Raw genomic sequence first — 14503 nt, 5'->3', positions numbered from 1 at the left:
TCTTTGTTAAAATCATAACAGAAAATTTAAAAATAAAGTAGTATATGAAAATAGGTTTGGTTAAATTATCCGCACTTGGAGATATCATCCATGCAGTAATTGTTTTACAATTTATTAAAAAGCATTATCCTAAGGCGAGTATTGATTGGTTTATAGATGCAAGATTTGCAGGATTATTGCAAGATCATCCAATGATCAATGAAGTATATGCCCTGCCTTTGAAAGATAGAAAATTCAAAGAAGTTTTTGCTATGCTTTTTGAAGCTAGGCAAAATAAATATGATGTTGTGATTGATTTGCAAGGTTTGATTAAATCTGCTTTAGTGAGTAAATTTTTATGTGCTAATACTTTTGGTTTTGATCAAGAAAGCATAAAAGAGGGCTTTGCGAGCAATTTTTATACGCATAAATTTGCGTGTAATTATGAAGAAAATATTATCGTGCGTAATCTTTCTTTGGTAGCTTATGTGCTAAATGAGCATTTTGATCATAGTGACATAGAGTTAAAACAAAGTTGTTTTAGCGTAGATGATGAGTTAAAAGAAGAGCTAGAGCAAAGACTTTCTTTAAGTGAAAGTGCGCCAAATATACTCATACATGTAGGCTCATCTATGCCTAATAAAATTTACCCAAAAGAGCGTTTGATACTACTTTGTAGAATGCTTTTAGAGTATTTTACTAGTGCAAAAATCATGCTTGGTTGGGGCAATGTTAATGAGTTTAATTTTGCTAAAGATATAGTTTTAAATTTAAAACATTTGAAAATAGAACTTGCGCCAAAATTAAGCTTAAGTGAGCTTTGTGCTTTAACTAAGGCAAGCGATCTAGTCATCGGAAATGATAGCGGGCCTACTCATTTAGCTTTTGCACTAAATAAGCCTTCTATAACGATTTTTGGTGCTACTCCTAGTCAAAGAAATGCTTATGAAACAAATATCAACAAAACAATCAATGCAGGTAAAAAAATACTGCATTCAAAGCATATCGATAAGAGTGATTTTTGCATACAAAATATCGATGAAAAAGATATTTTTAAACTTGCTTGTGAGCTTTTAGAAAAATGATAAATTATGTATATCTAAGCCTTTTTTATATATTAAAAGCCCTTGTGAAGATTTTACCTTCAAAGCTTTTAAACTCTTTTGCAAATTTGGTTGCTTTGATCACTTATAGGCTTAATCACAAACACCGCAAAATCATTGACATAAACTTAAAAATTTGTTTTCCTGAAAAAGATCAAAAATGGCGTGATGAAACTAGCCTTAATATCTATAAAAATTTTGCTAAATTTGGGATTGATTTTATCAAAAATCAAAATGCAAGCAAAGAAGAAATCATCAATAAAATTTGCTTTGATGATGAGGAGCAAATTTTAAATATAATGCAAAGTAAAAGACCCTTGATTGTAACTACGGCTCATTATGGTAACTGGGAGCTTTTGGCTTTGTCTTTTGGGGCTAAATTTCAAGGAATTTCCATAGTTGGAAGAGCACTTGATAGCGTGATAATGGATAAAATTTTAAGTAAAAATCGCACGCAATTTAATATAGAGCTTATAGAAAAAAAGGGCGGGCTTAGAAAAATGCTAAAAGCCTTAAAAGAAGGTAGATCGCTTGGAATTTTAACCGATCAAGATGCAGTGGATAGTGAAAGTGTAAAAATACAATATTTTAACCAAGAAGTAAATTTCATAGCAGGTGCAAGTGTACTTGCTAAAAAAACAAATGCTATGATTTTACCTTGTTTTGTGTATCAAAAAGATGAGAAATTTTTTGTAAAAACTTTTAAGGCTTTAGATGCAAGCAAGGCAAGTATAGAAGAGCTTACTAAGTATCAAGCAAAGTGTTGTGAAGAGATGATTAAATTTAAACCTGATGAGTATTTTTTCTTTCATAAGAGATTTAAAAGATACAATCATGAATTATATTTATAGGGTATAAAATGGATTTAAAGCAAATTAGTGTGATAATGATTGTTAAAAATGCTCAAAAAACTTTAAAAGCTTGCTTGGAATCTTTGCAAGAATTTGGCGAGATAGTTTTGATAGAAAATGATAGCAATGATGATACTTTAAAAATTGCTTATGAGTTTAGTAAAAGTTATAAAAATATCAAGATTTATCAGCATAAATTTATAGGTTTTGGACCTTTGAAAAATTTAGCCATAAGTTATGCTAGTAATGATTGGATTTTTAATATTGACGCAGATGAGCTTACTAAGAAAGAATTTTTACAAGAATTAGGGCAAATTGAGCCTAATAAAGAAGATATCATAGCTTTACCAAGAGAAAATTTATATAATGGAGAGTGGATTAAAGCTTGTGGATGGTGGCCTGATCATGTAATGCGAGTGTTTAATAAAACCCATACTAGTTTTAATGAAAATTTGGTGCATGAGAGTTTGATTTTACATGAAGATAGCAAAAAGATTAAGTTGCAAAATGGTTTGAGACATTTTGCGTTTGATGATATCGATAGTTTGCTAGATAAGCTTCAAAAATACTCTAAGCTTTGGGCTTTGCAAAATTTACACAGAGAAAGTAGTGTTTGCAAGGCATTGCTAAGAGGAATTTGGACTTTTTTTAGAAATTATGTTTTGAAAAAAGGGATTTTTTATGGCTATAAAGGCTTTATCATAAGTACTTGCAATGGTCTTGGGGCCTTTTTTAAATATATGAAATTATATGAGTTAAAAAAACAAAAGCCAAAAACTTGTGCTTTAATCATCACAACCTATAATCAAAAAGAAAGGCTTGCTTTGGTGCTTGATAGCGTTAAAAACTTAGAGCCTTTACCAGATGAGGTTTTAATAGCTGATGATGGAAGCAGGGAAGATACGGCTAAGCTTATACAAGCTTATCAAAAGGATTTTCCTTGTAAGTTAGAGCATATTTGGCAAGAAGATGAGGGATTTAGACTAAGTGAGATTAGAAACAAAGCTATTAAAGCTTCTAAAAGCGAATATATAATCGTTATAGATGGAGATATGGTTTTAGAAAAAAGTTTTGTAGCTGATCATTTGAAATTTGCACAAAAAAAAGTATTTTTGCAAGGTTCTAGGGTGATTTTAAATGAAAAAGAAAGCAAAGAACTTTTAAGCAAAAATGATTTTAGTTTGGCTTTTAATAAAAAGGGTTTTAAAAATCAAAGAAATATTTTTTTAGCTAAATGTATATATAAATTTTCAAAACTAGTTAAGAAATTTTTTAAAAAATCACAACTTATTAAAGGTATAAGAGGCTGCAATATGAGCTTTTATAAAAGTGATTTTGAAGCCATTGAGGGATTTAATGAAAAATTTATAGGCTGGGGTAGGGAAGATAGCGAGTTTGTAGCTAGATTTTTATTTAATGAGGGAGTGTTTAAAAGGCTTAAATTTAATGCTCTGGCTTATCATATCTACCATGAAGAAAATAGCAAAAATATGCTTGAAATCAATCATCAAATTTATCTTGAAACTATAAAAAATGAAAAAACAACTTGGAGATAATTAATACAAAAAATAGTTAATCAAGTGAAAGATATGTTTCGGATGTCTTTTTAATCTTTTTATACATTTAAAAAATAGTTTATTTTTATTTAATTTTATTTTTTTATAAATATCTAATATATGTAAAGGATCAATTTTTAAAGAAGTTTTAAACAAATCGCAATATTCATAAATCATATTTTGCAAAAAAATATCGCCTTTGTGTTTACTTCGATTTATAAAATTATAAATTTGAAAAGCTACAATGCTAAAAGAATAAACTTTATAGTACATTCTTAAAGATTTATATGTTTTAAAATGGTGTTTTATCGGAAATAAAAATTTTGGTATTTTCCTTGGAAAAGTGGATTTTTTTTGTGTCGATGTTATTGAATTAGGATTATTTCTATAAATATAACCATAACTATTTTTAATATAAAACATTCTATTGGCCAAGCAAAACAATATAGTTCCAAAATCATGATCTTCATGATAAATTCCATGAGTGAAACGAAGATTATATTGATTTAAAATTTTAGCTTTAAAAGTTCCTTGCCAAGCAAAATAAAAATTATATCTGTTATTTAGTTTTAATAAATCTAATGGATGATAAAAATTTTCATAAAAAGTTTTTTTAAAAAAACTTTTTTTTATGAATTGTTTATTTTTTTCATGATATTCTTCAAACCCATGCGCACAAATATCCAAATCTTTTTCAATCATTTCTTTCACGCAAAGCTCTATACAATCATTTAAAAAATAATCATCTGAATCTAAAAAGTGAATTATAGAATTTGGTAGCTCTTGCACTAATAAATCATTTATATTTTCTATATTTGTTTTTATGTATCTTTTTTGAATTTGTATAAAATTTGATTTTATAGCTTCTTTGCTGATTATTTTTGTATTTTTGTCAAAGGTATGAGTTGAGGTAAAAGAGATTATATCTTGTTCTTTATCATCTTCAAAAAAGCTTCTAAGCTTAGTTCCTTTTATAAATTCTAATCCCATATTTCTTGCCGAACTCAATCCTCCATTTTCCTTAGAGATTAAAAATATTCTTTCATCTTTATTGAGATATTCTAAAGCTATATCTAAGCTTTCATCATCACTTCCATCATCTACTAAAACAATATCTAAATGTTTATAGCTTTGATTGACAACGCTATCTAGACATTCTTTTAGGTATGGTGCTACATTGTATATTGGTATAATAATGGAAATTAAAGGATTATTCATATGATTGACTTAAAACAGTATCTATCAAGGAATTTTTTCTAATATTTTTGAAATAAGTTAATTTGTGGATAGAAGTTTTTGTTTTTATTGAATTCCATAGTTTCTGATCAAAATTTTGATCAGAAAATTTTTGAAGAAGATGAGGAACGATATCACTATTATGTTCATCAGCACTTTTACAATCGTATAGAATATTAAAAAGTATTTGAATTATAAAATAATGTCTAATTATTTTTTCTTTTTTCCAGTACTCAAGTAGAATATCTTTTATCACGGAAACTTCACTAGAATTCTTTTGTGCAACTAAAAAACTGCTAAGCATGTTTACTTGAAATCCTTCATCCCAAGAAAAATAGTTTCTGTTAAATAATACCCATTCTATATAGTCCTCAGGTTTATTTTTTGATCTTGTAAATATGAAAAATTTTTTGTTCAAAATATCTTTGTTTATTGGTCCACTTAAAAATATTGTTGCATCCATCCAAATTCCACCATACAATGATAAAAGAGCAACTCGAAGAAGGTCAGAAAAGAAAGTTGTTGTTTTTTTTCCAAAAAAATCATTTTCAAGTTTGCTGACTACAAAATCTGGAAGATCTATATATTTTTTTATAGTATCTTTGTCTAAAATAATAATTTTATATTCCTCCCCCATGTATCTTTTTACAGATTGTGTGCATTTTTTTATAATATCAGGCATTTCATTTTCACCTTGATACCAAAACTGCCATATTATTTTTTCATTTTCAAATATTGCTTTTGGTTCTAAATGATATTGGTTGTTTTTTTGATAGTAGGGTGTAATATAATTTAATTTAAGATAATTTGCTATATAAGGATGTGAATATTTCCATTTTATTTTGGCTTTGATAATTTTTCTTGTTCTTTTTACTGGTATAATATTGGCAAAAAAATATAAAATTTTTCCTATAAAGTTCACTATCATCCTTTTTTAAACATAATTAGTTTTGCTTTATGAATTAAAAAATCTCTCTTTAATTTGATAATTTTTCTTTGACAAGTATATTGTATTTTTTTAAATATGTTTTTTTCACTTATTTTCAAAGATTGTGCTTTGTTAATTTTTAAATTATAAATAAAAATTTTACAATGGAATTTGTATTGATTTGAATGCATCAATGAAAACAAGTGAATTTTTTTTATCACATAATTTATACTTTCAAAATATTTTAAGTTGGGTTCTTTGCTTTGAATATTTGTAGATGAATTGTCATTAGTTAAATCATAATAGTACAAATTATCATCTAAAGTTTTTATATGTTTTGAAAAAAATAAATAAGCTAAAAAAGTTAAAGCATCTTCCCCCATAATTATTTTTTCTTTTGATTTTAATGGTAACTTCTCGAAAATTTTTAAAAATGTTATTTTTTTGTAGACTTTACCCCAAATATACCAATTATAATATGGATATTTTTGTAAGAAAAAATTGAAGAAAAATTCAATACTAAAAGAATTTTTTATAAAAAATTTATCCTTTTTTAATTGATTTGGATTGATAGAAATAAAATTGAAACATAGTAAATCATCATCATAATCAAGATTTTTTATACAAATTTCACAGGCATTAAGCTCTAAATAATCATCAGGATCTAAAAACATTATAAAATCTGATTTTGCATTTAATACACCTATATTTCTACTAGCAAAAGTTCCTAAATTCTCTTCATTATGTATGATTTTTATCCTATCATCTTTACTAGCATATTCTTTAGCTATATCTACACTTTTATCATTACCGCAATCATCTACTACAATGATTTCTATATCTTTAAAAGTTTGGTTAATACAACTTTCTAATGCTCTAGCAATATATTTTTCTACATTATAAGTTGGTAGTATGATGGAAATTTGACTCATGTTCTATCCTGAAAAATTTTTCTAGGGTGACGCAAATAAAATCTTATTTTAAATAAAAAATTATATAAATAAAAATACTTCAATTTATTTTGTAGAATATCTCTGATGTTTAATGGATCTTTTTGTTTGCTTTCTTTTAAATAGTTGTACATATATTCTTTTGAAGTTTTTTCTAAAAAAAAACTATTTGTTTTTGATTTGTTATTAAAGTTTTGAATTTGCTCAGCTATTTTTATAAAACAAAATAATTTAAAATATTTTCTCAATTCTTTATAATCATTAAAATGCTCTTTTAGTGGCTCTAGATATTTAGGTAATTTTTGCGGTATTAAAGTATTTTGGATATTTGTTATGGAGCCTTTTCTAATTCTATATATCATTAAGGTTGTATTGATATAAAAAACTTTTTTTGCCAAGCAAAACAATATAGTTCCAAAATCATGATCTTCATGATAAATTCCATGTGTGAAACGAAGATTATATTGATTTAAAATTTTAGCTTTAAAAGTTCCTTGCCAAGCAAAATAAAACTGAAAAAAGTTATTTTCTTGCAATAGTTCTATACCGGTATTAAAAAATATTTTTTTACTTTTTTGCATTAGGTCTGTTGGTGGTTTTTTTAAAAAACAAGAATTTTTTTCATGATATTCTTCAAACCCGTGCGCACAAATATCCAAATCTTTTTCAATCATTTCTTTCACGCAAAGCTCTATACAATCATTTAAAAAATAATCATCTGAATCTAAAAAGTGAATTATAGAATTTGGTAGCTCTTGCACTAATAAATCATTTATATTTTCTATATTTGTTTTTATGTATCTTTTTTGAATTTGTATAAAATTTGATTTTATAGCTTCTTTGCTGATTATTTTTGTATTTTTGTCAAAGGTATGAGTTGAGGTAAAAGAGATTATATCTTGTTCTTTATCATCTTCAAAAAAGCTTCTAAGCTTAGTTCCTTTTATAAATTCTAATCCCATATTTCTTGCCGAACTCAATCCTCCATTTTCCTTAGAGATTAAAAATATTCTTTCATCTTTATTGAGATATTCTAAAGCTATATCTAAGCTTTCATCATCACTTCCATCATCTACTAAAACAATATCTAAATGTTTATAGCTTTGATTGACAACGCTATCTAGACATTCTTTTAAATAAGGTGCCACATTGTATATTGGTATAATAATGGAAATTAAAGGATTATTCATATACACTTTCACTTGGTTGTTTTTTGTATTATATCTAAAAAAGAAAAATAAGAGAGTATGAAAACGAGAGAAGTGATTATAAAGATATTTTTATTTTTTATACCTATAAGTTATGTGAGAAAAAAAATAAGATTTTTTTTAGACAATAAGACTATTGTTTTACAAAAAGTAAATTCTATATTAAATGAAGATTTAGTAAATAAAATAAACTTGTTTTCTAATAATTATTTTCTCGAGATTAACGGAGCTATTTATGGTGTGAAAAAACATCAAGGTTTTTTTGATTTTGATTTGAATTCAAAAGATCCAAAATCTCCTTTAAATCCTTGGGCTTTTATAAGAGTGAAAAATGAAGCTATCACCTTAAGAGCTTCTTTAGAAAGCATATTACCTGCTGTGCAAAGAGGTGTTATAGGATATAATGATTGTACTGATGGAAGCGAGGAGATTATTTTAGAATTTTGCAAGCAATATCCTTCTTTTATACCAGTAAAATATCCTTACGAAGTACAAATTGAAAATCCGCAAGGTGAAGAAAATAAACTTTATAGCTATTATAATTATGTTGCAAGCTTTATTCCTCAAGGAGAATGGCTTATAAAAATAGATGTGGACCATTACTATGATGCTAAAAAATTATATAAGAGTTTTTATATACCCAAAAAAGATTATCATGTGGTTAGTTATTCTAGAATAGATTTTGTATTTAACGATGGGAATTTTTATGTTTATCGGGATAAAGATGGAATGATTTTAAGAGCCCCGGGAGATTGCTTATTGATACAAAATACTAATTTATTTTGGAAAGAAGTATTAATTAAGGGGGATAGTTTTAATTGGAATATAGTTGATATTAAATCAAAATTTGCAAAATCTTATGAAGTTTTATCTTTTGAAAAAAAAGTTTTCTTTTATACAGAACTTAATAATTATCATTTTCCATTTATTAAAAGTTACAGAAAAAATGATTACAATCAATTGACTTGGATTGGTTTAGATGAATTTATTAGGGATTATAAAGAAAAATTAAGAGATCAAATAGACTTTGAAATGTTAAAATATAAAGTATTAAAGCAAATATATGAAAAGCTTACATCTTTAGAAAGCGATAAAATTTAAATTGATTTTTTTTAAAAAAAATATTGATTTTAAAATAGAGAGAATTTTTCTTACCTGATAATACATATTTTTCAATCAATAAAAAATAATTAATTAAAAACAGCAAAGCTAGATTAAAATTATAGTTATGTTGTATCTTCTTTAGAAGATTTGTAACATTATCTTGTTCTTGTATATTTGTTTTTATGTTTAGTGATGTTAAGGTTCCGGTTATAGAGGAGTTGCTTATTTGATAATTATATAAATTTTTATTCAAATAAAATATAGCATTTGAGATATTTATTAAAGGATAATACAATAAAACATCTTCAGCCATATTAATTTTGGTATTTTTTTCCAGTGGTATTAGACTAAAAGCTTTGAGATATAATTCTTTTTTTATGACTTTTCCCCACATTGTCCAAAATAGATTTTTGGTTTTTAGTAGCTTTTTTAAAAAATCTTTTTTTATGTAGCTTTTTTCTTGAAAATTTAATTTTCTTTCTATTTTACTATTGTTGCTTAACACAAATGCATCAAAAAATATTAAATCTATCTTATTATTTTTATTCAAAATTTTAACACATTCTTCACATGCATTAAGCTCTAAATAATCATCAGGATCTAAAAACATGATATAAGGTGAAGTTGCCACTTTAACACCTTCATATCTTGCTCTTAAAAGCTTTAAATTCTGTTCATTATGTATGATTTTTATTCTATCATCTTTACTGGCATATTCTTTAGCTATATCTATACTTTTATCACTTCCACAATCATTTACTACAATGATTTCTATATCTTTAAAAGTTTGGTTAATACAACTTTCTAATGCTCTAGCTATATATTTTTCTACATTATATGTTGGTAGTATAATTGATATTAAAGGATTATTCATATATACTCTTTTATTTATTTTTAAAAATTATAGCAAAATATCATTTAATATTATAAAACTATAAAAAAAGGAATCAATAATGAAGGGTAATATAAATGCAGGGGGGGGTAATGCTGTAATTTGTGGCAATGGACCTAGTTTAAAAAAGATAAATTATAAAAGATTACCAAAAGAATTTGATGTTTTTAGATGTAATCAATTTTATTTTGAAGATAGATATTTTGTAGGTAGAAATGTAAAATATGCTTTTTTTAATTCTTTTGTATTTTTTGAGCAATACTATACAACAAAGCAACTTATACAAAATAAAGAATACAATATAGAAAATATAATATGTTCCACTTTTAATTTGCCATTAATAGATGATGAGAGTTTTATAAAATTATTTCCTAGTTATTTTTGTGATGCATTATTAGGACATGAAGTATTAGCTAAAATAAATGATTTTCTTACATTTGTGAAATACAATGAAATTTATGAAAACAAAAGAATAACTTCTGGAATTTATATGTGTGCTGCTGCTGTTGCTTTAGGATATAAAAATATATATTTGACAGGTATCGATTTTTATGATGATAAAAATAATATATATGTATTTAAAAATAACAATAACAATATCTTAAAATTAATTCCAGAGTTTGAAATTGGTGACAGCAATAAAAGACATTCTAAAGAATTTGATTTGCAAGCTTTAAAAATGCTGAAGAAGCAATATGAAGTTAATTTCTATACCTTAAATGAAAATAGCCTAATTAGTAAATATATAGATTTAGCACCTATAGAGAATAGTAATTTCATATTAAAAAATAAACCGAGTAATTATATAAATGATATTTTGATACCAAATTCCGAATATAAAAATACCATATACAAAATGCAAAATCAAAATTCAAAATTTAAACAAAATATATATTATAAGCTATTTAAAGACTTATTCCATCTTCCAAGTGACATAAAACACTACTTAAAGGAAAAATATGCAAATAAAAATAGATAAGTTAACTATTTCTCAGAAAAATCCTTTGATAATCCCTGAAATAGGCATAAACCATAATGGTAGTTTAGAGATAGCAAAATTTATGGTAGATGCAGCCAAAAGAGCAGGAGCTAAGATAATAAAACACCAAACTCATATAGTCGAAGATGAAATGAGTCAAGAAGCTAAAAATGTTATACCAGGTAATGCAAATATTAGTATTTATGAGATCATGGAGCAATGTGCATTAAGCTATAAAGATGAACTAGCTTTAAAAGAGTATGTAGAAAAGCAAGGTTTAGTATATCTTAGCACTCCATTTAGCAGAGCTGCTGCAAATCGTTTAGAAGATATGGGTGTAAGTGCTTATAAAATAGGCTCGGGTGAATGCAATAATTATCCTTTAATAAAACATATAGCACAATTTAAAAAACCTATGATTATAAGTACCGGAATGAATAGCATAGAAAGTATAAAACCCACAGTTAAAATACTTAGAGATTATGAAATACCTTTTGTTTTACTTCATACTACAAATTTATATCCAACCCCATCACACTTAGTAAGATTACAAGCTATGTTAGAACTATATAAAGAATTTAATTGTCTTTATGGACTCAGTGATCACACCACAAACAATCTTGCATGTATAGGCGCAATAGCTCTTGGAGCAAGCGTGCTAGAAAGACACTTTACGGATACTATGGATAGAAAAGGCCCTGATATAGTTTGCTCTATGGATGAAAGTGCTTTAAAAGATCTTATAAATCAAACACAAGAAATGGTGCTTTTAAGAGGCGATAATAATAAAAATCCTTTAAAAGAAGAGCAAGTGACCATTGATTTTGCATTTGCTAGTGTAGTAAGTATAAAAGATATAAAAAAGGGTGAAATTTTATCTATGGATAATATTTGGGTAAAAAGACCTTCAAAAGGTGGCATAAGTGCAAAGGATTTTGAAGCCATACTTGGAAAAAGAGCAAAAAAAGATATAAAAAATAATATACAACTAACATGGGATGATTTTGAATGAAAAAAATAGTTTTTGTTAGTGGAACTAGAGCTGATTTTTCTAAAATAAAATCACTAATGATGAAAGTTGATAATTCAAATGAATTTGAATTATTTATATTTGTAACCGGTATGCATATGAGTAAAAAATTTGGCTCTACTTATATGGAAATAGAAAAATGTGGTTTTAAAAATATATATAAATATATAAATCACGATAAGTATTATCAGATGGATAAGGCTTTATCATCAACAATAGATGGTTTTTCTAAATTCATACATGAGATAGAGCCTGATTTAATAGTAGTGCATGGTGATAGAGTGGAGCCTTTAGCTGCTGCTATAGTAGGAAGTTTAAATAATATCTTAGTGGCACATATAGAAGGCGGAGAGCTTTCAGGAACTATAGATGAGAGTTTAAGACATGCTATTAGTAAATTAGCACATATTCATTTAGTAAATGATGAAATAGCAAAAAAAAGATTAATACAAATGGGTGAAGATGAGAAATCCATTTTCATTATAGGTTCTCCTGATTTAGAATTGCTAAATAATACTATATCTTTAGATGAAGCAAAAAAATATTATGATATAAAATTTAAAAATTATGCCATAGCTATATTTCATCCAATTACAACCGAAATAAACTCTTTATATAAACAAAGTGAAGAATTTGTAAATGCTCTTATAAAAAGTGAGAAAAATTATATAGTTATTTATCCAAATAATGATTTAGGATTTGAGTTGATTTTGCAAAATTATGAAAGGCTTAAAAATAATGAAAGATTTAAAATTTTTCCTTCTTTAAGATTTGAGTATTTTATAAGTTTGCTAAAAAATGCCAATTTTATCATAGGAAATTCAAGTTGTATAATAAAAGAAGCTTTATATCTTAATGTAAATGGAATTTTAGTTGGCTCAAGACAAGATGGTAGAACTGGTATTAATAAAACAATAAGAGTAAATGCAGAGGAAAAAGATATATTAGAAGCTATTTTAAATACTAGCAAATGCACTAATATTACAAACAAAAGACTAGAAATTTTAAATAGTTCTGAGCAATTTTATAGGTTATTGAAAAATAATATTTTATTTACTATAAACAAGCAAAAAATATTTATGGATAAAAAATGACTTTAGCTATAATACCTGCTCGAGCTGGTTCAAAAGGTATAAAAAATAAAAATTTAGCTCTTTTACACAATAAGCCTTTGTTGTATTATACTATCAATGCGGCAAAAAATTCAAAGTATGTAGATAAAATTGTTTTAAGTAGCGATGGTAATGATATATTAGAATATGGAAAAACTCAAGGTGTAGATGTGTTAAAAAGACCTAAAGAGTTAGCGTTAGATGATACAACTAGTGATAAGGTTGTATTACATACCTTGAGTTTTTACAAAGATTATGAAAATATTGTTTTATTACAACCCACTTCCCCTTTAAGGACAAATGTACATATAGACGAAGCTTTTTTAAAATTTAAAAATGAAAACTCAAATGCATTAATAAGTGTTGTAGAATGCGATAATAAAATTTTAAAAGCTTTTACAGATGATAATGGCAACTTAAAAGGAATTTGCAATAACAAATATCCGTTTATGCCTAGGCAAAAATTACCAAAAACTTATATGAGTAATGGTGCAATTTATATAGTAAAGTCAAATTTATTTTTAAATAACCCAACTTTTTTGCAAGAAAAAACGAGTTGTTATATAATGGATGAAAAAGCTAGTTTAGATATAGATAGTGAAAAAGATTTGAATAAAGTTGAAAGAATTATCAAAGGTTTTATTGTTTAAGATGTTTTTTATTATATGTAAATTTTAAAATCAAAAAATAAAATCTTATAATTTCTCTTATAATTTTAGATGGTATGCTAAGTTTCTTTTTTCTTTGTGTTATAGTAGTTTCTACATGATTTAAGTCAAGCAAAAATGGTTTATATATAATGTTTTGTATTTTATTATAATAATACATATCCATATAATCATCTACAGGCTTAAACCAATATCTCGCTTTTTCAATAAACTTTTTTGCAGCATTTGGGTGTATAAAATATCCTTGCGTGCCACCAATATTTTCGTAACTTATATAAAAATTATTATTTAAATGGTGTATTTTTTTATCAAAAAGGTAATAAAATCTTATGTATTCATAGTTATTTAGTAATTTTTCAATGATATTTGAGTTGTTTAAAAACTCATCGCTAAAGATGACATCATCTTCTAAAATGATGATGGGGTTATTAAGTTCTTGGCATTTTTCCCATAAACTATAATGAGATGCAAAGCATGATTTTTCACTATCGCTAAGTTCACGCCCAAGTGCAAATTGACACCACCATGGGAAGTGACTTTTAAATTGCAAATGCTCATTTTTAGAACCATCGATGGCTTTAAAAAATTCAAATTCTAGTTGATTTTTTAAATTTGGATTACACGCGAAGAGTTTTTGAATTTGTTCTTGCATAGAATTTTTTCTATCTTTTGAGTGTTCTAGATTGATGATAAAAACTTTTATTTTTTTCAAACTCTACTCTCTAACCCTAAAATTTCTTTTTCTAAAACTTCTAATATTTTTCCATTAAAATGCTTATATGAAAAAACACTAGCTAATTTTTTAATGCATTTTAAACTTTGCTTTTTATGTTGGTAATTTTGCCATAAAATTGCTTTATTTTTTATATAAATGTTATTATTGCACAAAAAATATATGAGAAGTTAT

The 14503-nt window shown here is 25.8% G+C and carries 14 protein-coding genes; 8 read left to right on the top strand and 6 right to left on the bottom strand.

The features are described 5' to 3' along the window. Positions 1-44: 44 nt before the first annotated feature. From waaC to L8X38_RS02825, 3 genes are read left to right on the top strand one after another with little or no spacing between them, the layout of a single operon-like run. Positions 45-1064, top strand: coding sequence for a lipopolysaccharide heptosyltransferase I (gene waaC / locus L8X38_RS02835; RefSeq protein ID WP_263661246.1), 1020 nt, complete (start codon positions 45-47; stop codon positions 1062-1064). Beyond that, positions 1061-1933: a lipid A biosynthesis lauroyl acyltransferase gene (locus L8X38_RS02830; RefSeq protein WP_263661245.1), complete on the top strand. Its 873-nt coding sequence runs from the start codon at positions 1061-1063 to the stop codon at positions 1931-1933. Before waaC ends, L8X38_RS02830 begins: the two co-directional genes overlap by 4 nt. An 8-nt stretch (positions 1934-1941) precedes the next feature. Continuing rightward, positions 1942-3489: a glycosyltransferase family 2 protein gene (locus L8X38_RS02825; RefSeq protein WP_263661244.1), complete on the top strand. Its 1548-nt coding sequence runs from the start codon at positions 1942-1944 to the stop codon at positions 3487-3489. On the opposite strand, the gene L8X38_RS02820 is transcribed toward L8X38_RS02825, so the two are convergent. Genes L8X38_RS02820 through L8X38_RS02805 form a run of 4 tightly spaced genes read right to left on the bottom strand, consistent with a single transcriptional unit; the run spans position 3490 to position 7793 of the window. After that, positions 3490-4707, bottom strand: coding sequence for a glycosyltransferase family 2 protein (locus L8X38_RS02820; RefSeq protein WP_263661243.1), 1218 nt, complete (start codon positions 4705-4707; stop codon positions 3490-3492). After that, a complete protein-coding gene (locus L8X38_RS02815; RefSeq protein WP_263661242.1) occupies positions 4700-5647 on the bottom strand; it encodes a capsular polysaccharide synthesis protein in 948 nt (315 codons plus the stop codon). The genes L8X38_RS02820 and L8X38_RS02815 overlap by 8 nt, the downstream gene beginning before the upstream one ends. Positions 5648-5649: 2 nt before the next feature. Then, positions 5650-6585 carry a glycosyltransferase family 2 protein gene (locus L8X38_RS08450; protein ID WP_318529581.1) on the bottom strand — a complete coding sequence of 312 codons (936 nt, stop codon included), beginning with the start codon at positions 6583-6585 and terminating at the stop codon, positions 5650-5652. After that, entirely contained in the window at positions 6582-7793 is a 1212-nt protein-coding gene (locus tag L8X38_RS02805) for a glycosyltransferase family 2 protein (protein ID WP_263661241.1), read from the bottom strand. Before L8X38_RS02805 ends, L8X38_RS08450 begins: the two co-directional genes overlap by 4 nt. A gap of 57 nt (positions 7794-7850) precedes the next feature. Between L8X38_RS02805 and L8X38_RS02800 the strand changes: the two genes are divergently transcribed. Further along, a complete protein-coding gene (locus L8X38_RS02800; protein WP_263661239.1) occupies positions 7851-8912 on the top strand; it encodes a beta-1,4-N-acetylgalactosaminyltransferase in 1062 nt (353 codons plus the stop codon). On the opposite strand, the gene L8X38_RS02795 is transcribed toward L8X38_RS02800, so the two are convergent. After that, positions 8884-9789 (bottom strand): glycosyltransferase family 2 protein, encoded by a 906-nt coding sequence (locus L8X38_RS02795; protein ID WP_263661237.1) that lies wholly within the window; start codon positions 9787-9789, stop codon positions 8884-8886. The two genes, L8X38_RS02800 and L8X38_RS02795, sit on opposite strands and share 29 nt — an antisense overlap. A gap of 79 nt (positions 9790-9868) precedes the next feature. Between L8X38_RS02795 and L8X38_RS02790 the strand changes: the two genes are divergently transcribed. From L8X38_RS02790 to L8X38_RS02775, 4 genes are read left to right on the top strand one after another with little or no spacing between them, the layout of a single operon-like run. Continuing rightward, positions 9869-10786, top strand: coding sequence for an alpha-2,3-sialyltransferase (locus L8X38_RS02790; protein ID WP_263661236.1), 918 nt, complete (start codon positions 9869-9871; stop codon positions 10784-10786). Further along, complete coding sequence (neuB1, locus tag L8X38_RS02785; RefSeq protein ID WP_263658975.1) at positions 10767-11798, top strand: sialic acid synthase; 1032 nt, start codon at positions 10767-10769, stop codon at positions 11796-11798. Before L8X38_RS02790 ends, neuB1 begins: the two co-directional genes overlap by 20 nt. Beyond that, a complete protein-coding gene (gene neuC / locus L8X38_RS02780) occupies positions 11795-12910 on the top strand; it encodes a UDP-N-acetylglucosamine 2-epimerase (RefSeq protein ID WP_052817904.1) in 1116 nt (371 codons plus the stop codon). The genes neuB1 and neuC overlap by 4 nt, the downstream gene beginning before the upstream one ends. Further along, positions 12907-13578 carry a cytidylyltransferase domain-containing protein gene (locus L8X38_RS02775; protein ID WP_263661235.1) on the top strand — a complete coding sequence of 224 codons (672 nt, stop codon included), beginning with the start codon at positions 12907-12909 and terminating at the stop codon, positions 13576-13578. Before neuC ends, L8X38_RS02775 begins: the two co-directional genes overlap by 4 nt. On the opposite strand, the gene L8X38_RS02770 is transcribed toward L8X38_RS02775, so the two are convergent. Next, positions 13568-14299, bottom strand: coding sequence for a glycosyltransferase family 25 protein (locus L8X38_RS02770; RefSeq protein WP_263661278.1), 732 nt, complete (start codon positions 14297-14299; stop codon positions 13568-13570). The two genes, L8X38_RS02775 and L8X38_RS02770, sit on opposite strands and share 11 nt — an antisense overlap. Positions 14300-14503: the final 204 nt, after the last annotated feature.

The organism is Campylobacter sp. CNRCH_2014_2452 (assembly GCF_025772865.1).
In the GTDB taxonomy this organism is placed as follows: Bacteria; Campylobacterota; Campylobacteria; order Campylobacterales; family Campylobacteraceae; genus Campylobacter_D; species Campylobacter_D lari_D.
Note: the sequence above shows the minus strand (reverse complement) of the source record. Positions and strands in the feature narration are given on the sequence as shown.

Excerpts from the sequence above, each read along its gene's own strand:
- waaC (WP_263661246.1), top strand. The coding sequence starts at position 45 with ATGAAAATAGGTTTGGTTAAATTATCCGCACTTGGAGATATCATCCAT.
- L8X38_RS02830 (WP_263661245.1), top strand. The coding sequence starts at position 1,061 with ATGATAAATTATGTATATCTAAGCCTTTTTTATATATTAAAAGCCCTT.
- L8X38_RS02825 (WP_263661244.1), top strand. The coding sequence starts at position 1,942 with ATGGATTTAAAGCAAATTAGTGTGATAATGATTGTTAAAAATGCTCAA.
- L8X38_RS02820 (WP_263661243.1), bottom strand. The coding sequence starts at position 4,707 with ATGAATAATCCTTTAATTTCCATTATTATACCAATATACAATGTAGCA.
- L8X38_RS08450 (WP_318529581.1), bottom strand. The coding sequence starts at position 6,585 with ATGAGTCAAATTTCCATCATACTACCAACTTATAATGTAGAAAAATAT.
- L8X38_RS02805 (WP_263661241.1), bottom strand. The coding sequence starts at position 7,793 with ATGAATAATCCTTTAATTTCCATTATTATACCAATATACAATGTGGCA.
- L8X38_RS02800 (WP_263661239.1), top strand. The coding sequence starts at position 7,851 with ATGAAAACGAGAGAAGTGATTATAAAGATATTTTTATTTTTTATACCT.
- L8X38_RS02795 (WP_263661237.1), bottom strand. The coding sequence starts at position 9,789 with ATGAATAATCCTTTAATATCAATTATACTACCAACATATAATGTAGAA.
- L8X38_RS02790 (WP_263661236.1), top strand. The coding sequence starts at position 9,869 with ATGAAGGGTAATATAAATGCAGGGGGGGGTAATGCTGTAATTTGTGGC.
- neuB1 (WP_263658975.1), top strand. The coding sequence starts at position 10,767 with ATGCAAATAAAAATAGATAAGTTAACTATTTCTCAGAAAAATCCTTTG.
- neuC (WP_052817904.1), top strand. The coding sequence starts at position 11,795 with ATGAAAAAAATAGTTTTTGTTAGTGGAACTAGAGCTGATTTTTCTAAA.
- L8X38_RS02775 (WP_263661235.1), top strand. The coding sequence starts at position 12,907 with ATGACTTTAGCTATAATACCTGCTCGAGCTGGTTCAAAAGGTATAAAA.